The 17,867-nt window shown below is 70.4% G+C and carries 9 protein-coding genes and 1 pseudogene; 4 read left to right on the top strand and 6 right to left on the bottom strand.

Going from position 1 to position 17,867, the window contains the following annotated elements:
* Positions 1 to 308 precede the first annotated feature (308 nt).
* From H8R17_RS22895 to H8R17_RS22885, 3 genes are all read left to right on the top strand, one after another.
* Entirely contained in the window at positions 309 to 2,384 is a 2,076-nt protein-coding gene (locus H8R17_RS22895; protein ID WP_316959499.1) for a M14 family zinc carboxypeptidase, read from the top strand.
* Positions 2,381 to 5,869 (top strand): S8 family serine peptidase, encoded by a 3,489-nt coding sequence (locus H8R17_RS22890; protein ID WP_187825084.1) that lies wholly within the window; start codon positions 2,381 to 2,383, stop codon positions 5,867 to 5,869. Before H8R17_RS22895 ends, H8R17_RS22890 begins: the two co-directional genes overlap by 4 nt.
* Before the next feature lie 539 nt (positions 5,870 to 6,408).
* On the top strand, positions 6,409 to 7,143 hold the full coding sequence (locus H8R17_RS22885; RefSeq protein ID WP_187825083.1) for a FadR/GntR family transcriptional regulator: 735 nt from the start codon (positions 6,409 to 6,411) through the stop codon (positions 7,141 to 7,143).
* Positions 7,144 to 7,337: 194 nt separating this feature from the next.
* Here H8R17_RS22885 and H8R17_RS22880 read toward each other — a convergent pair whose 3' ends face one another.
* The 5 genes and pseudogenes from H8R17_RS22880 to H8R17_RS47200 all read right to left on the bottom strand — a co-directional run.
* On the bottom strand, positions 7,338 to 8,792 hold the full coding sequence (locus H8R17_RS22880) for an SLC13 family permease (RefSeq protein ID WP_187825082.1): 1,455 nt from the start codon (positions 8,790 to 8,792) through the stop codon (positions 7,338 to 7,340).
* Positions 8,789 to 9,694, bottom strand: coding sequence for an NAD(P)-dependent oxidoreductase (locus H8R17_RS22875; protein WP_187825081.1), 906 nt, complete (start codon positions 9,692 to 9,694; stop codon positions 8,789 to 8,791). Before H8R17_RS22875 ends, H8R17_RS22880 begins: the two co-directional genes overlap by 4 nt.
* A 359-nt stretch (positions 9,695 to 10,053) precedes the next feature.
* Entirely contained in the window at positions 10,054 to 11,463 is a 1,410-nt protein-coding gene (locus H8R17_RS22870) for a four-carbon acid sugar kinase family protein (protein WP_187825080.1), read from the bottom strand.
* A gap of 79 nt (positions 11,464 to 11,542) precedes the next feature.
* Complete coding sequence (locus H8R17_RS22865; protein ID WP_187825079.1) at positions 11,543 to 12,109, bottom strand: FadR/GntR family transcriptional regulator; 567 nt, start codon at positions 12,107 to 12,109, stop codon at positions 11,543 to 11,545.
* 199 nt (positions 12,110 to 12,308) lie between these two features.
* Positions 12,309 to 12,541: pseudogene (locus H8R17_RS47200) on the bottom strand (ATP-binding protein); the annotation flags it as partial.
* Positions 12,542 to 12,716: 175 nt separating this feature from the next.
* On the opposite strand from H8R17_RS47200, the gene H8R17_RS22860 reads away from it, so the two are divergent.
* Positions 12,717 to 13,814, top strand: a complete 1,098-nt coding sequence (locus H8R17_RS22860; protein WP_187825078.1) for an acyl-CoA desaturase — start codon at positions 12,717 to 12,719, stop codon at positions 13,812 to 13,814.
* A 183-nt stretch (positions 13,815 to 13,997) separates the two neighbouring features.
* Here the strand turns inward: H8R17_RS22860 and H8R17_RS22855 are convergent, their stop codons facing one another.
* Positions 13,998 to 17,645: a LamG-like jellyroll fold domain-containing protein gene (locus H8R17_RS22855; RefSeq protein ID WP_187825077.1), complete on the bottom strand. Its 3,648-nt coding sequence runs from the start codon at positions 17,643 to 17,645 to the stop codon at positions 13,998 to 14,000.
* Positions 17,646 to 17,867: the final 222 nt, after the last annotated feature.

The raw sequence follows: 17,867 nt of genomic DNA, 5'->3' as shown, positions 1-17,867 counted from the left end.
CGAGTGCCCGCCCGGGCGCGCGTGCTGGTCGCACCGGCGACGATCCACGCGCTGCCCATCGCGGCCGCGGTGAGGGCTGCGCCCAGCGGGACCTCGGGCCCTTCCGCGAGCAGCTTCGCTCTGCACAGCGGACTCCCCGCAGTATCGTGTACATGCCATACCGAGTGGGTACCTTCCCCACCGCCTCCCCCCATGGGCATCGAGCGACGCTCAGTGAACCGGCTGCCCAAGGCGTGCCTTCTTCACCTGGCGGAGCTCCTGTTGACAGGATTCGTATGGTCAAGGCACGTTCACGATCTCGCAGACGCGTGGCAATCGCCTGCGTTGTGGTCATCACCGCGGCAGGCGGGCTGCTGCTGCCGGTCGCCGCAGCGCCCTCCGCAGATGCGGCGGACGACTTCCGGCCCCAGCTGGTGACGGTGGATACCCCCACCCGCGCCGCCAAGGACAAGCTCGCCGCGCTCGGCCTGGACCTGACCGAGCACGCCGGCCACGACTTCACCGAAGTCGTCCTGCACCGCCCGGCCGACGCGCTCGCACTGCAGGTGGCCGACCTCAGTTGGACGGTCCGCATACCCGACCTCGTCCAGCGCGAGTCCGAGGTCAACGCGGCGAACCGCGCCTATGCAGCCGCCACCGCCACCTCGCCGCTGCCGTCCGGCCGCGACAGCTACCGACGGCTCGCCGACTACAACGACGACATCAACCGCCTGGCCTCGCTACGCCCGGGCCTGGTGAAGAAGTTCGCCCTGAACCACAAGAGCCTCGAGGGCAAAGCGGTGTATGGGGTGGAGATCGCGCACGACGTTACGGCCGCCGAGGACGGCCGGCCCGTCTTCCTGATGATGGGTCTGCACCACGCCCGCGAATGGCCCTCCGGCGAGCACGCCATCGAGTTCGCCCACGACCTGGTCAAGCACTACGGCACCGACGACCGCATCACCGCCCTGCTGAAGAAGGCCCGCGTGCTGGTCGTGCCCGTGGTGAACGTCGACGGCTTCGAGAAGTCCGTCAACGACGGGCAGTTGATCGATCTGCGCGGTGTCGACGAGGGCGGCACCGGATCGATCCTGGCCACGCCCGGCAACGCGTACAAGCGCAAGAACTGCCGCATCGTCGACGGCCTGACCCCGCTGGCGAACGAGTGCGCCCTGGCGAGCAGCCCCGGCGGCTTCGGCGCCGGCATCGACCTCAACCGCAACTACGGCGGCTTCTGGGGCGGTCCGGGCGCGGCCGCGGAGCCCGTCGACGCCACCTACCGCGGCCCCGCGCCGTTCTCCGAACCGGAGACGCAGAACATCCGCGAGCTGATCAGTGGCCGCCAGGTGACCGGCCTGATCACCAACCACACGTTCTCCAACCTGGTGCTGCGCCCGAACGGCGTCGCGCCCGACACGGTCGGCCCCGACGGGCTGCCCGTCGGCAACCCGCCGGATGAGGCCGCGCTGAAGGAGCTCGGCGACCGGATGGTCGAGCAGAACGGCTATAAGAGCCAGCACAGTTGGGAGCTGTACGACACCACGGGCACCACCGAGGACTGGTCGTACAACGCGACGGGCGGCTACGGCTACACCTTCGAGATCGGGCCGAACGAGTTCCACCCGCCGTTCCCGGAGGTCGTCGACGAGTACCTGGGCGCCGGGGCGTACGCCGGGAAGGGCAACCGTGAGGCGTTCCTGCTGGCTCTGGAGAACGCTGTCGATCCCGAGTCGCACTCCGTGATCAGCGGCAAGGCGCCCGCCGGAGCCACGCTGCGGTTGAAGAAGACGTTCGCCACGCCCACCTGGTCGGGCACGATCAAGGACACCCTCGACACCACCATGACCGTCGGCCAGGGCGGCAGCTACACCTGGCACGTCAACCCCTCGACCCGGCCGGTCGTCAAGGCCCGCCAGATCGAGGTCGTCTCCTCCGGGCCGCTGAAGCGACAGACATACACGGGCACGACGGCACCGACGCAGCCGACGGAACAGGAGTTCACCGTCGACCAGGCCGCCGACGTCCTCGAAGTGAAACTCGACTGGGCAACGCCCGACGACCTCGACCTGTACGTCTTCCGCAAGAACGCCGACGGCAGCCTGACCCAGGTCGGCAGCTCCACCGGCTCCGTGGGGGAAAAGGAGCGGGTCCTCCTCGACGACCCGGAGCAGGGCACATACATGCTGCGGGTGGAGAACTGGGCCTCCGTCGCGCCCACCTGGACCCTCACCGCATCGCTCTACGACGCGACCGTGGACCAGGTGGGCGGCCTCATCGAGAACTGGACGCTGTCCTGCGAGAAGGACGGCAAGGTCCTTCAGCAGGTGCCCGTCGTCGTCGACCGCGGCCAGCGGGTCAAGGCCGACCTGAAGAGCTGCGCGCAGAAGTGGGGCAAGAACTCATGACGCGCACATGGTTCGGACGACTCGCCGCCACGACCTCGCTCGTGCTGGCCGCATCACTCCTCCCGGTCGCAGCTGCTGCCGCGGCGGACGGATCCGATGTCGCCGTCACCACGGTCGGCGGTCAGCAGGTCGTCGACGGCACGGTGAAACAACCGGTCAGCGGCACAGTCGACGTGACCGGTAGGGCGCGCACGGGAGCCCCGTCCGCACCGGCCGACCCCGCTCCGCTGCACGCCGACGCGGGCGACAGCTCCTTCGTCGCCGTGGGCGAGAAGGCCGTGCTGCTCGGCAGCGCCTACGGCGGCACCGCGCCCTACACCTGGGCCTGGACCGCCGAGCACGGCAAGTTCACCGGCGCCGACTCGGCGAGCACCTCGTTCGACACCACGGGGCTGGCGGCGGGCACGTACGAGGCGCGGCTCACCGTCACCGACGCCGCAGGCGGTAGCACCAGCGACACCGTCAAGGTCGTCGTGGCCGAAGAGACCACGGACGAACTGCTCAACGAGACCAAGGCGGACCCGACGCCGGGCGTCTCCCCCACCGGCCAGGCCGTGGAGTTCCCCTTCGACGTCCCATCCGGGGTTCGCTCTCTGGACGTCACGCTGTCCTGGACGACGACGGCCCAGGACTACGACCTGCGGGTCACCGACCCGTCCGGCGAGGTCATCGCGAGGTCGGAGTCGGGCGACCACCCGGAGCGGACCTCGGTCGCCTCCCCTCGCGCGGGCACCTGGAAGGTCGTCGCGGTCAAGTGGGCCACCGTGGCCGACGAGGTGACGGCGCGGGTGGTCGCCACCCAGCGCCCCTCCGATCCGCGGCCGGAGGTGAAGGCCGGAGGCCCGTACGAGTTCGAGACCGGTGCCGAGCAGCGGCTCAGCGGCACGGTCACCGGCGGCATCGACCCCGTCGAAGCGGCCTGGGACCTCGACGCCGACGGGCTCTTCGACGACGGTACGGGCACCACGATCACCCCCCAACTCCCCGATGGACGGCATCTGGTCACCCTGAAGGCGACCGACGCAGGCGGCCTGGAGCGCCGCGAGACCACCTCCGTGCTGGTGGGCAGCTCCGACCGGCTCGCCACCGGGCCGCCGGTCACGGTCATCGGCATCGCCGACACCGGTGTCAACCCGTACCACCTGGAGTTCTCCGCCCGCACCTACCCGGACCCCGACGTCCTGGCGCTGACGAAGAACTTCACCCGCCACCCCTCGGAGTACATCCCCGGCTATCCCGCCTCCGCGCCCGCCGTCCCCGTCACCCTCGGCAAGGGCTATCTGCCTGACGAGGACAAGGACTTGTGGACCAGTGACCGGATCCCGGAGGGCACGCTGCACTGGATCCCCGGGACGAAGATCATCGGTGCTTACTCGTCGAGCGTGGACGGCGACCACCCGGTCCTCGACGACCACGGCCACGGCACCGGCTCCGCCTCGGTCGCGGCCGGCAACCGGTACGGCTACTGTCCGACCTGCCTGCTCGTCATGGTCGAGGGACTCGACGAGACCGTCGCCACCAAGTACCCCTGGATCGATATCACTTCCCACTCCTTCGGCTACATAGGCGGCGCTCCGGTCGGCCCGGTGCTCAGCGGCGAGGAGGTGACCAAGGAGGCCGTCGAACGCGGCCAGACGGTGCTGTTCGCCGCCGGAAACGGTGTCGGCAACGCCTTCGACGTCCCCGTCAGCACCTGGCACTCCGACCAGACGGGACCCGACTGGAACATCACCGTCGGCGCGCTGCGCCGCGACGACCAGCGTGCCGTCGTCGGTGACGGGATCCCCGTGCACCTGTCGTCGTGGGGCATCGGCAGCCTGCCGTCCGCCTGCCACACCGGAGTGCAGTGCCAGGACCAGTTCAGCGGGACCTCCGCGGCGACTCCCTACACGGCAGGTGTCTTCGGTACGACCCTGCAACGGGTCCGCGACGCGATCGGCGACCCGCGGGCAGGGCAGAAGGGCAGCCAGGTGGTCGCGGAGGGCTCGGCGGTCCCCGAGAGCGTGTACCTGGAGGACGGCAGGCTCACCCGGGGCGAGCTGCGCGAGGCGGTCCTGAAGGACGCCTTCCCGCTCGGCGAGGACAACCTGCCCTCCGCGAGCTGGCCGCTGGCCTCGCCGTACTCGGCCGGCAACGTCCTCTTCGAGGGGTACGGAGCCGCCACGCCGGAGACTGCGAGGAGGGCGGTGGACGTGCTGCTCGGTCGGGCGCTGCTGCCAGAACGGCCCGTCGAGGACGACTTCTTCGCCGCCGACCGTGCCATCCGGGACACCCTCTGGGGCGGCTACGACCGGGACGGCGACGGCACCGAGGACCAGGCGTCGCTGCCCACCGGGGTGTCGGCCGGGCTGGACGACGTGGCGTCACTGGACGGCTCGCTGGCTGTACTGCGCGAGACGCTCGCGGCCCAGCAGCACAGCCAGGACGAGCAGGACGCACAGAACCGGCAGGAGGCCCAAGGCCCGTACTCCGCACAGGCCTTCAGTTACTACCTGCACCAGGGCCCGGACTGCTCGGGCGAACGGACGATGGACCGCACCGACCGCGACGACGACGCGGACGGCTGCACCGTCGGCGACACCCTGTCGTCCGCGGCGCCGTATCTGCCGACCGCCGCCCATCCCGCGACCGACACCCTGGATGAGCCGCTCGCCTCCGGCTCGGAGGTACGGGCCGAGCTGTATGTCCGTACCCGCGCGCCGGCCGCGCTGGTGACCCCCACTGTCGTACTTCTTGCGACGGACCGGGAGATCGGACGCGGCAAGGCCACCACCCAGCCGGTCACCGGCGGCTGGACCAGATTCACCATCGAGTTCGACACCGCCCGGCACGCCTTCACCGGAGAGCAGCTGACCGTGCAACTGCTCTCCGATACCACCGCGTTGGCCGTTCTGGGCTACGAGGACGGCCATGCCTCGCGGCTGTCGATCGACCCGGCGCCGCTGCCGCCGACCGGACTCGAGTTCGGCGTCACGATCGCCGAGCCCGCTGACGGTGCGAACGCCGTCGAGGGCGAGACCGTCGTCGCCGGCGGCCAGTACGCCTTCCCCGACCTCGGTACCGACCCGGAGGGCGTCGGCGGCCGGCCGGAGACGGGGCGGGTGCAACTGTCGGTGGACGACGAGGCGTTCGCCTCGCCTGTCTCCGCGCAGCTCGACGAGGAGAGCGGCACCTGGCAGGCCGAGGCCGGCCGGCTCGCCGTGGGCGAGCATGTGCTGTACGCCCGCGCGGTAAGGGACGGCACGCCCTCGGACGTCGCCACCACGACGTTCCGCGTCACGCCGGACGCCCGGGTCGAATGGCAGGTCGTGAACCGCAACTCCCCCGTGGACGCGGAGGCCTGGCAGCCCGCCGACGGCCTGGACGACTGGTCGTTCCCGCTCACCACGTCCTCCTACGGCAACGGCCACCGGACGATCGTCGTACGCCTCATGGAACACGGCACCGAGACGGCACGTGACACCGTGCGGACCCGGTTCCGCTGAGCCGGGATCCGCTCTGAGCGGTGCGTCGGGACCGACGCACCGCTCCGCGCCCGGTCGGGGTGCGACGGGACAGCGGGATCTCCCGTCGCGTGGGTGACAGTGCCGCGGCGGGCGAGGGCATGCTGACGCGTGCTCGCGCGGGGATGCCGACCGCGATCCCGACACAGGCATCCTGTCCCTGGTCTACGAAGTGCCCCTGTCGGGGAGCAGCGCGCCGCAGCAGACGGCGTCCTCGGAGGTCGCCAAGGTCAATCGTTGACGGCTGTGGGCGGCGCTTCGAATTGGTCTCCCAGACCCAGTTGATCGGGATCCAGGCAGGGTCCCTTGACCTGCTGCTCAGCGCAACCTCGCGAAACCCCACGCACGTCCACGACGCGGGCTTCTGCCGGTGGGGCACGGCGGGGATAACCCCTCCGCTCTAACGTGCACGTCAGAGCAGCCTTGAGATGCATTCAGCCCCGGCGTGAACGCCGGGGCTTTCTGCAAGAGTCCCGGTAACATCTGACGTCTGACCCATGAGGGCGACAAAGGAGTGGTCGATGTCCCTGTCCGACGAGGTCGCCGAGCGACTGCTCAACGCGATCATCGATGGGGTGTACCCGCCCGGCAGCATGGTGCCGCCGGAGGGCGAGCTGGCCGAGCAGTACGGGGCCAGCCGGCTCACTGTCCGGGAAGCGGTGAAGGTACTGCGATCGCAGAACGTGGTCCGCATCCACCGTGGCCGGGGCACCTACGTCAACCCGCCCGACCGCTGGACGGCGCTCGAACCGATGGTTCGGGCCGCGGCCGCCACCCCTCGCTCGCGCGGCACGATCTCCGAACGGCTCATCGAGGCCCGACGACTGATCGAGATCGGCGCGGTCGAACTCGCCGCCGCCCGCAGCACCAAGGACGACCATCAAGAACTCCGCGGCCTGTTGGACGACATGCGCAAGGCCGCCGCAGCGCAGGACACCGACATGTTCGTCGAAGCCGACATCGCCTTCCACGACACGGTGATGCGGTCCACCGGCAACGCCTTCGTCCCGCTGCTCTTCGAACCCTTCGGACGGCTGCTGATCGAGGGCCGCCGCGAGACGTCGGCGATCCCGCAGATTCGGGAGAACGCCATTGCTCATCACGCCCTCATCCTGGAGGCCCTCGAATCCGGGGACCCGGAGCAGGCACGCCGCGCAATGGACGCCCATATGGCACAGACCGCGGACGACCTGCGCACCCACGTCATCGGCCACCAGCAGACACCGCCGAAGCCGCAGGAGCCCCACTCCTCCTGACGCCACCGCCAACGGCAGTCGCCTCCGCGATCGCGAGGCGACTGCCGTTGGCTGCGCGAGGACTGCCCGTGGATCCGGCAGGTGGCGCAACGGGGGCATCGGACGTCAGTCGCTGATCTCGTGACCGGCCGGGCCCCGGCGCCGGGAGGGCGGCGCCGGGGACCGGGGGCGGTGGGGCCGACGGCCCCCAGTGGCTAGACGACGGGCCAGAGGGCCCACGCCAGCAGGAAGGCGGACACGCCCATCGCGGTCGTCAGGACCGTCCAGGTGCGCAGGGCGGTGCTCACGTTGATGCCGACCAGCTTCGTGAAGATCCAGAAGCCCGAGTCGTTGATGTGGGACAGGGCGAGCGAACCACCGCCCATGGCGAGGGCTGTCAGCGCCAGCTGGGGCGAGGACAGGTCCAGTTCCTTCAGCATCGGCGCGAGGAGACCGCCGACGGTGACCAGCGCGACCGTGGCCGAACCCTGAGCGGCCCGCAGCACGAGCGTCATCAGGAAGCCCAGGGCGAGCAGGGGCAGACCGGTGGACTGGAGCACATTGGAGACCGCGTCGCCGATACCGGTCTTGACGAGCACCTTTCCGAAGATGCCGCCGGCGCCGGAGACCAGGACGACCAGGGCCACGGGCGGCAGTGCGGAGCTGAGGACCTCTTCGATGTGGGAGGCGGACCATCCGCGGCGGGCGCCCAGCAGGTAGGCGCAGAGGACCACGGCGATGAGCAGGGCGACCATCGGGGCGCCGAGCACGCCGAGGACCGTGCGTACCGGCGAGCCCTCGGCCATGGTGTTCGTGGCGACCGTGCCGAGCATGATGAGCACGATGGGCGTGAGGACCAGAGAGAGGATCATCCCGAAGGACGGCGGCCGCTCCGCCTGCTTCGTCGCGGTGGTCACCGGGGCCAGAAGGGTGGCGCCGCCACCGCCGTTCCCTGCGCCGTCACTGTCCGCCGGGACGGAGCCGCCGCCGGTTCCCTGCGCGTCGCCCTGCGAGTCCTCGCCATAGACCCTCTCGTACAGCTCGGGGTCGATCGGGTACTCCCGGCGGGTCATGCGCCGGGCGAGCAGGAACCCGATCACGGACACCACCGCGGTGATCGGGATGCCGAAGAGCAGGACCATGCCCTGGTCAGCGCCGATGAGGCCGGCCAGCGCCACCTGCCCCGGGTGCGGGGGCAGCAGGGCGTGCACCGCGAGCATCGCCCCGCCCAGCGGCAGGGCGTACGTCAGAATCGGCTTGCGGGAGACACGGGCGACTCCGAGGACGATCGGCATGAGAATGATCAGACCGACGTCGAAGAAGATCGGGATGCCGAGAACGAACCCGGCCACGGTCAGCGCCAGCGGGGTGCGGCGCTCACCGAATCTGTCGATCAGCGAGTGGGCGAACGCCTGGGCGCCGCCGGAGATTTCGATCATACGGCCGACCATGGCGCCCAGCGCGATGATGATGGCGATGTAGCCCAGGGTCAGGCCCATGCCCTCCTGGATGGTGGCCACCAGCTCTCCGCCGGGGATGCCCGCGGCCAGCGCCACGCCCATGCTCACCATGAGCAGGGCGATGAACGGCTGGACCTTGAACTTGATCACCATCAGCAGCAGCAGGGCGATACCGCCCGCCGCGATCAGAAGCAGTGTTGTGGCGCTCATCTGCTGGCCTCCTTCGGGGAGAGTACGGTCACGATGCTTGAGTCGTCGCGTGCGGCCAGCCCAGCGCGCTCGCCGAGCAGGTACAGCTGCTCGGCGGCAGAGGCCAGCGGAAGGGGGACATGGGCCTGCTTGGCGATGCCGGTGACGATCCCCATGTCCTTGACGAAGATGTCCAGCCGGGAGCGGACCTCCACGGCGTCCGCCTCGTCGCTGTACGCCTGGGCCATCCGCGGTCCGCGGTCGGCGAACATGAACGATCCGGCGGCGCCCTGGCTGAGGCTGTCGATGACGGTCCCCGGGTCGAGACCGAGGCCGCGGGCGAGCGCCACGGCCTCGGCGGCAGCCGCGATGTGCACACCGGCGAGCAGCTGGTTGACGGCCTTCAGGGCCTGCCCGTCGCCGGGCTTGTCGCCGATGACGGTCAGCGTCGAGGCGAGCCGGTCCAGGACCGGCCGGGCCAGGTCCAGCGCGGATTTCTCCGCGCCGACGACTATCAGCAGGTCACCGTTGCCGGCCCGGGTCGGGCCGCCGCTCACGGGGGCGTCGACGAGCAGCAGGCCGAGCTTGGCGAGCCGGGCGGCGGTCAGCCGGGCGGCCTCCGGGCCGACCGTGCTGGTGAGTACGACGACTGTCCCGGCACGCATGGCAGCGGCGGCTCCGTGCTCACCGAACAGGGCACTGTCGACCTGCGCCTGATCGCGCACGGCGAGCAGCACGACCTGCGCGTGGCGCGCGGCCTCGGCCGGGGTCGCCGCTTCGGCGGCCCCGTCGGCGGCGACGAGGGCTCGCGGTTCGGCGGCGATGTCGAACACGGTCACGGGAAACGCCTTGGCGAGATGCCGGGCCATCGGTAGGCCCATCGCGCCGAGGCCGATCACGGCCGTGCGGGGGGAATCAGACATGCGGGGGTCCTTGGGAAGGGGAAGGGGGGAGCGGTGACCTGTGCGGGTGGTCGGGTCGGTACAGGCGATCCGAGGGGCGCCTCGTTCCCGGGTAGTGATCGGGTCCGGCCGGGATCGGTACACAGGCCGGGGTCGGGGGCCAGGCCGGCAGCGGGCCGGGATCGGCGTCGGGGCCAGGCCGGGATCAGGGTCCGGGCCGGGAGCGGGTCGGGGTCGGGGTCGGGTTGGGGGTCCGACGGGCAGGAGGAGACCACCGCCCCTCCCGCGGCCGCCGGCCTACCGAGCCCTGTCGCGTTCGCCGCGGGGCCCATCACGCGCTGCCGGTTGTCGGGGAATGCGCAGCATCCGGCGCATCAGCATCAACGGCTCCTGAGCAGGTCGAGCGCGTCGCCGAGGGCGTCGTCGTCCCCGACGTTCCCGGCGAACACGACGTACGGGATGCCGGCGCTCGGGCCGGACTCGGCCTCCCACAGCGAGACGATGCCGGGCAGCAGGGTGCCCCGCGCCCAGGCCCGGCGAATCTCCAGGCCCTCGGTCGCGATGTCACTGGAGGTGATGCCGCCCTTGGCGATGACGAAGGCCGGCCGGCGGGCGGCGGCGACCGTCCGTACGGCGTCGACGAGCGCTGTGGAGACGCTGCGCGCGATGGCGAGCGAGTCGGCGGCGTCGGCGCCGGTGACCACCGTGCGCGAGGTGCGTACAACGACATCGCTCGTGGCCAGCGCGTCGGCGGCGGCTCGCGCCACCTCGGCGATGTGCGCGGGGCGCTGTCCGGCGTCGAGCAGCGCGTGCACGTCGAGTTCGTACTCGGTGATGCCGCCGCGCTCCCGCAGCCGGTCCAACTGCCGGGTGGTCAGCCCGACATGGGAGCCGACGGCGATCAGTCCGTGTGTCGTGCCGCCCTCAGGCCGGCCCAGCTCCACAGCCGTCAGCGGCGGCTTCGCGGACTGCCCGGCCCGGGCCCGTACGAAGGAGGGGCCGCAGCGGTACAGCAGCCGTGCGCCCCGGGCCTCCGCCCCGGCCGCGCCCAGGGCCAGCGCCCGCAGGTCGTCGTCGCAAAGGGCGTCCGCGACCGCCGTGCGTCCGTCGCGCAGCGAGCCGAGCAGGCGGGCGACGTGCTCCGGCCCGCGGACGCGCAGGTCCTCCAGGGTGATCCGCAGGACGTCACCGGCGGCAATCCGCCCACGGGTCTTCTCCTCGATCCATTCCGGGAGGCCGGAGTTGACGTAGGCGAACGTGGCGTCCTTGGCGAACTCGCTCTGTCCCACGGGAAGCATGGAACCGTCCGCGGTCCGCATCCAGTGCACGGAGCCGGCGGTCAGCCGCCCGGCCTCGATGTACGCGGGCACCAGGACGACACCGTCGACGGGTGTCTCCTCCGCCAGGACGTCCGTCTCCAGCGGGAAGTGGCCGCGCAGCGTGGAGTCGCTGCGGCTGGCCAGGACATAGCCGACGCCCTCCGCCGCCGATGCCTCGCCCAGAGCGCGCACGACCCCGCGGTTACGCCGGGCGGCGTCCCCCGGCGCGAGGCTGCGCGTGTTGGTCAGGACGAAGAACGCAGGGCTGTCCTGCCGCAGCGCCCACCGCAGGTCGTCGATCGACCATCGGGTCAGGACGGGCACCCCGGCGACGGTCTGCGTACCGGTCGGGTCGTCGTCGAGGACGACGAGGCGGGGGCCTCCGGCGATCGTGGCAGCCACTTCCCGGGCGGTAACCGGACGCACGGGCGGCACCTCGTCCAGGTGGGGGAAGGTCGTGGTTGGGAGCATGAGCGGCTCTTCTTTCGTATGGGCCTGCCTTTTCGGCAGGCCGACATGGCCGCCTGGCGCGGCCCGTTGTGGTGTGCCCTCAGGTGCGCTTGCTGATGACGTGGGTGCGCAGGTCGTCCGCGGTCTGGGCCATGTGGTCGTCCATCGCTCGCCGCGCCTTGTCCGGCTCGCCGGTGCGCAGCGCCTCCAGGACGGCTTCGTGGTGGGCGATGGCGTTGGTGCGGATCTGGGGCACCGCCGAGGTCTCCCGGCGGCCCTCGATCAGCAGCCGCCCGAAGGGCTCGGACAGCAGCGGGATGGTGCACCGCGCGGCGGCCAGCTGGGCGGCGCCGACCTCGATCAGCCGGCGGGCCTCGATCAGCTTCTCGGAGATCGCTCCGCCGGCGCGCGGCGCGGTCGCCGCGGCACGGATCATCGGCTCGAGCGCGGTCCAGTGGTCGGGTGCGTTGACGTACGTACCACGCCCGCGGTGGATGCGTACGACGTTCTGCGAGCGCAGGACCTTGATCGCCTCACGTACGGTGAGCCGACTGGCCGCGTACTCCTCGGCCAGGGCGCCCTCCGGGGGCAGCGCGGTGCCGGGCGGGTAGTGGCCGTCGATGATGGAGTACAACAGCCGCTCGGCGAGCTTGTCGGACAGCGACATTGCTGTCGACCTCCTTGCGTCATCCAACACATCAGACCTCTGATGTCTGCGGTGTGACGCTAAGTGCGCCCCTGGCGCACGTCAAGACCGTAAGGAAATCAATCTCCGACTACGGCTAACTCGCTGTCCTACCTCCCGACCCTGGCCGACGGCGGCGTCGAGCTCGCCGAGATCAGCCACTGCGCCCGCTTCCCCATGATCAGGAGGACCACGCCGCGAGGAGTTCCGCCGGGCCGTACGCAGCGTCGAGCCCCGTGCGGTCCCGCTGCGCGAGACAGCGATCACAGGCACGGGAGCAGGCGTGAGCGCGACGCGGTGTCGGTGCAGCGCCGCGAGATCGTGCCGGTCGAACGGGGAGATCTCCAGCCACTTCACCGAGCCGACGAACAACAGCTCCTTGGCGACCGGCGCGTGGTCCGCTCCGCACAGATCAGAGGCAGTCCACCGGTGATCAAGGCCGCATCGATGGCCGAGGCAGGATCGAGGCCGGCAGGTCAGCGGCATAGGGGTGGTGACAACCCCTGGGGTGGTCTGGGGACAGCACCCCTGCGCATACGGTGCCTGGCAGGCTGCCCCCGGCCCGGCGGCCGTCCGCAGACTCGACGGCATGACGTTCTCCATCGACGCATCCGTCGCGGCCCGGACACCCGCCACCCGTCCCAGGACATCCGCCACCCGTCCCCGTACGTCCGGCTCCGGCGCCGGCAGCGACTTCGCCAGGCTCTCCCAACCCATCTCCGAGGCAGGCCTGTTGGAGCGGCGCCCCGGTTACTACACGCTTCGTCTCGGTCTGGTGACCGCCCTGCTGGCGGCGGGCTGGGTGGTCTTCTTCGCCCTCGGCGACACCTGGTGGCAACTGGCGGTCGCCGGCTGTCTGGCCCTGGTCTTCGGCCAGATCGCCCTGGTGACACACGATCTGGCGCACCGTCAGATCTTTCGGCGCCGCCGGCCGAGTGAGATCGGGGGCCGGCTGTTCGGCAACCTCGGTATCGGCATGAGCTACGGCTGGTGGATGAACAAGCACACCCGCCACCACGCCAACCCCAACCACGAGGAACTGGACCCCGACGTCTCCCCGGACATCCTGGTGTGGTCTGCCGAACAGGCCCGCGCCAGCCGTGGCCTGGCCCGCTTCCTCGGCGGTCATCAGGCGTTCCTGTTCTTCCCGCTGCTCACGCTGGAGGGCTTCAATCTGCACGTCGCGAGCGTGCGGGCACTGTGCTCGCCCTCCATGAAGAACCGGCTGCTGGAGGGCGCCCTGCTCTTCCTGCACATCGCGGGCTTCCTGTCCGCCCTGTTCCTGGTGCTTTCCCCGGGCAAGGCGGTGGCGTTCCTCGCCGTGAACCAGTGCCTGTTCGGCGTCTACCTCGGCTGCACCTTCGCCCCGAACCACAAGGGCATGCCCACGTTCACCGGCGACGAGCGCCCCGACTTCCTGCGGCGCCAAGTTCTGACGTCCCGCAACGTGCGTGGCGGCAGGCTCACCGACGTAATGCTCGGTGGGCTCAACTACCAGATCGAGCACCACCTGTTCCCGAGCATGCCCACTCCCCATCTGCGGCGGGCCCAGCTCATCGTGCGCGGCTACTGCGCCGAGATCGGAGTGCCGTACCACGAGACCGGGCTGATCCAGTCCTATCGCGAGGCCCTGACCCACCTGCACCAGGTAGGGGAACCGATCAGGCAGCAGCGCAGGGCGTCTTGACACCTGCAACAGCAACAACCTTGGGGAACCCGAACGGCAGCGTGCCCGGGTCCGCCGGTTTCGACGGATCCGGGCACGTGTGCGGAGCACCGGCGGCGGGATGGCGCTTCTGCCGGGCAGGTGGGTGACGTGGGGTGTTGCTACCCGTCACCCGCGCGCGGCCCGCCACCGGTGGTCAGCAGGTCACCGCACCTCCTTCGCGTACGGCGCGACTGTGATCCGGTCGATCAGCGGGGCGAAGCGGGAGCGGAGAAGTACGCCCGGGAAGGTGTCCGAGGCGTAGGTGGTGCCGTCGAAGTTGGGCAGTTCCTCGGAGCGGAACGCGACCGTGTTCTGGCCCTTCTTCAGCTGGACCGGGACGGTCAGCTCCCAGAAGTTGTTCTGGTGGAAGCTGTGCGGGAAGCTCACGCGCCGGGTCTCGCCGCCGTTGACGCTGATGTCGGCGTGGCGGGCGAGCGGGTCCGGGTTGTAGTGCGTGGCCTCGGACTGCTCCGGGTTGGAGTAGCGGATGCGCATCGCGTACAGGCCCGCCCGGTCGGCCTTCACGGTGAACGTCGCCGTGTTGCCGTTGCCGGGGTCGCCGCCGATACCCGTGATCGCCGTGCCGTCGGTAGCCAGGGAGAGCGGGGTCAGCGTGGCCGAGCCCGCGAGCTTGGCGTCCTGGGCCTCGTACGTGCGCGCCGGGAGCGCGCCCTCGGTGGGGGTGACGCGGACGCGGTCGACGAGAGTCGTGGCCGAACCCCCGGTCACCGTCACCTTGTTGACGCCGCCCGAGAGGGAGACCGCCGCGCTGCTCGTGCCGTTGCCCAGCCGCAGGACGTCATGGCCGTTGACGGCGAGCCGGGCGCCCGAACCGGCGAGGGTGTCGACCTTGAGGGTGGCCTCGCGGTCGGCGGGTGAGTAGACCCAGAACGTGGCGGTCTGGCCCTTGGCGAGCCGGGCCGCGCCCGATCCGGTGGCCGCCTGCTTCGGCAGGTCGTAGACGGGGCGCGCCCCGCCTCCCAGCCAGCCCAGCTCGCCCTCGTACACCTGGGTGCCCGCCGAAGCCTCGGGCAGGGCGAGGGTGAGGCGGTCGACGATGGCGTCGCCCTTGGTGGCGCGCTTGCCGTCGGCGCTCTTCGCGGCGAGCGTCAGGGTGTGCTTGCCCTTGGTGAGCTTCACCTTGGTGTCGGTGTGGTCCCACACCACCCACTTGTAGCCCAGCGGCAGGTACATCTCCTGCTCGCTGTCCGCCTTGCCGTCCACGCTCAGGAAGACGTTGGTCGGGCCCTGCTCCTTCACCTTGTCGAAGGTGTTGAGGGAGTTGGCGAAGACGCTCAGGTCGTACGTGCCGTCCTGCGGTACGTCCACCGTGAAGTCGAGCTTGACGTCGGAGCCGGTGCGCAGGCCGCCCACGTCGTAGCCGCCGGAGGTGTAGAACTTCGACACGTCGCGGGGCGAGCCCTCGGGGCCGTTCTTGGAGTAGCCGGACCCGGTGTGGGCGGCGTCCTCCGCCTCGTACGAACCCTGCCAGCGCACGGGCGGCGCCTGCGTGCCCTTCGCCTTTCCGGCCGGGCTGAGGACGATCTCGTACGACGAGGACTCCTTCAGCTTCGGCAGCGCGCCGTCGCCGAAGTCGACGACGACCTTGCCGTCGTCACCGACCTTCAGGTTCTGCTCCGAGAGCAGCTTGGGGCCGGAGTTGTCGCCGACCTGCCCGCTCCACTCGATCTCCTTCACCCAGGCGTGCACCCGGTCGCCGAAGAGCTTCTTCGGGACGTTGTCGAAGGTGATGTGGCCCTTGCCGGTGGAGCCGCCGAAGATCAGCCGGGACTGCTTCTTCTTCTCGTCGAGCGTGGCGACGCCCTGCATGGTGTAGTTCTCGCCCGGGAACGGCGGGGTCACCTTCACCGTGTGCCCGCTCATCGAGGCGTACGAGTTGAGCAGCCACCACTGGCCGTTGCCGCGGTTGGACTGCACCGCGGAGTCGGAGAGGTTGCCGTCGATGTTCCAGTACGCGATGTCGGCGTCCACCTTGGACTCCTCGATCGCGGACACCCACTGGATCATCTGGCCGGGCACCGAGGTGTGGTAGTTGAAGGCGTACTCGTTGATGTTGATGGGGAGCTGGGTGCCCTCCTTGTCGGTGCCCTTGAACAGGTCCTTCTCCCACGCCCGGTACTTGGCGACGCTCTCGCGCACCGCCTCCGGGTGGCTCAGTTCATGCCAGGTGATGACGTCGGGGAGGGTGCCGGCGGCCAGGGTGTGGGTGAGGAAGCCCTTCACCTGGTTGTAGAGGATGCTGGTGTTGGGGCCGGCGATGCGGGCCTCGGGCATCTTGCCCTTGATGAGCTTGTAGAAGTCGTCCCAGGCGGCGAAGTAGTCGTCCGGGTCGTTGAGCCAGCTGACCTTGTTGTAGCTCCACTCGCCGGTGCCGAACATGTTGCCCTCGGGCTCGTTGAACGGCACGAAGACGATGTTGTCCTGGTACTCCTTCGGCAGCTTCAGGACCTGGTCGACCTGCTTGGCGATCTTCTCCCGGTAGAGCTTGAGCTTCTCCTCGGGAGTGCTGCCCGGCCACTGGTACGGGAAGCCGCGGTGGATGTCCGTCATGTAGATGTACACGTCACCGTTGGTGGAGTCGGCCAGCGGCTTCACCACCTCCAGCGCGTCGGCACCCGGGTGCTGCGGGCCGTCCTGCGCCTTCGTGGAGACCGTGCGCAGGCCCATGCCCTCGATGAGGTTGTTGGTCGGGACGTCCGGTCCGTACACGCCGTAGAGGGTGCCGGAGGCGCCGCCGTGGAACGCGCCGGTGTCCGAGCCGAGGTCGACGTTGAGCTGGCCCTCGCGGACCACGGTGACGGTGGCCTTCACGGCGCGTCCGGCCGCGGTTCCCGCCACGGTGAAGGTGCCCGGCTGGGCGTACTTCTCGGACGGTACGGCGTCCCAGGTGATCGGCGCGTCACGATCGTAGCCGTCGGAGAAGGTGGATCGGACGGCGGCGGGCAGGGACGGGGCGGTCCCGGTCGTCGTACGGACCTCGAAGGAGGTCTTCGAGAGCTCCTGGAGGGTGGGTACGTCCCCGACCAGGCCGGCCACCTGCTCGGAGCTGAGCGCCGAGTGCCACACGGTGAAGTCGTCGACCGCGCCCTTGAGCAGCGGGTCCGGCCACAGGGACTTGCCGATGTAGCCGGCGGCCGTGGCCGAACTGTCCAGTACGTCCCTGGCCTTGATGCTGGTCTCGGCGGAGGAGACCGCCACGCCGTCGAGGTAGGTGGTGAGCCGGCCTGCGGAGCTGTCGAGGGTGACGGTGACGGTCTGCCACTTGTCCGCGGGGAGCGGCGCGTAGCCGTCGACCTGTGCCTCCCCTCCGCCGTTGGTGATGGCGGTGCGCAGCTTCCCCTCGCCGCTGTACGGGGTCGCGAAGAGGTACTTGGTGGTGTTGGTGCCCAGGTCGAAGATCCGCTGCCAGGACGACTTGTCGCCACTCCACTTCACGCGGGCGGACACCGTCAGGTCGTTGGCGTCGCCGACCACTTCGCGCGGCAGGCGGACGTAGGCGCCGTTGGAGGTCGGCGCCCCGCCGGGCAGGGCGAGCGCCTTGCCTCCCTCCGTGCCGGTGACGGACTGGGCGGTGGAGCCGTTCACCAGGCTCGCCGTCAGGCCGTTGCCGGAACTGTCCGTGATCTCCCCGGAGGCGAGGTCGTCCTGGTCGAAGGTGTAGCGGGCGGTGGGCTGTGGCGTTTCGGCCGCCTGCGCGGGGGTGGCCGGCGCGGCCAGCAGCCCCGCGCCGATGGCCAGGGCCACGGCAGCCGGGGCTCTGCGCCGCCCGGTTTTGTCAGCGGATGGCATGGTGGCGTTCCTTTCGGGACCCTGTCGAACCGGTTCGACAGGGTCCGCAGCGGCTCTTACCGGTTGGCGGGGGGCCAACCGGGTGGGGGTCGGGCGTTGCAGGTTGGTCCGGCGTTACGGGGTGGCCGGGCGTCGGGGAACGCGGCGGCTCGTTTTCGGCGACGGGAGGCGGACGCGCTCCTCTCAACTCAACCCGGGCATTCGGCATTTCGAACGCGGTTC

The organism is Streptomyces sp. TRM68367 (genome assembly GCF_014495685.1).
Taxonomy (GTDB): Bacteria; Actinomycetota; Actinomycetes; order Streptomycetales; family Streptomycetaceae; genus Streptomyces.
The sequence above is the reverse complement of the archived record's forward strand: the minus strand, read 5'-3'. Positions and strand labels throughout refer to the sequence as shown.

Excerpts from the sequence above, each read along its gene's own strand:
- H8R17_RS22890 (WP_187825084.1), top strand. The coding sequence starts at position 2,381 with ATGACGCGCACATGGTTCGGACGACTCGCCGCCACGACCTCGCTCGTG.
- H8R17_RS22885 (WP_187825083.1), top strand. The coding sequence starts at position 6,409 with ATGTCCCTGTCCGACGAGGTCGCCGAGCGACTGCTCAACGCGATCATC.
- H8R17_RS22880 (WP_187825082.1), bottom strand. The coding sequence starts at position 8,792 with ATGAGCGCCACAACACTGCTTCTGATCGCGGCGGGCGGTATCGCCCTG.
- H8R17_RS22875 (WP_187825081.1), bottom strand. The coding sequence starts at position 9,694 with ATGTCTGATTCCCCCCGCACGGCCGTGATCGGCCTCGGCGCGATGGGC.
- H8R17_RS22870 (WP_187825080.1), bottom strand. The coding sequence starts at position 11,463 with ATGCTCCCAACCACGACCTTCCCCCACCTGGACGAGGTGCCGCCCGTG.
- H8R17_RS22865 (WP_187825079.1), bottom strand. The coding sequence starts at position 12,109 with ATGTCGCTGTCCGACAAGCTCGCCGAGCGGCTGTTGTACTCCATCATC.
- H8R17_RS22860 (WP_187825078.1), top strand. The coding sequence starts at position 12,717 with ATGACGTTCTCCATCGACGCATCCGTCGCGGCCCGGACACCCGCCACC.
- H8R17_RS22855 (WP_187825077.1), bottom strand. The coding sequence starts at position 17,645 with ATGCCATCCGCTGACAAAACCGGGCGGCGCAGAGCCCCGGCTGCCGTG.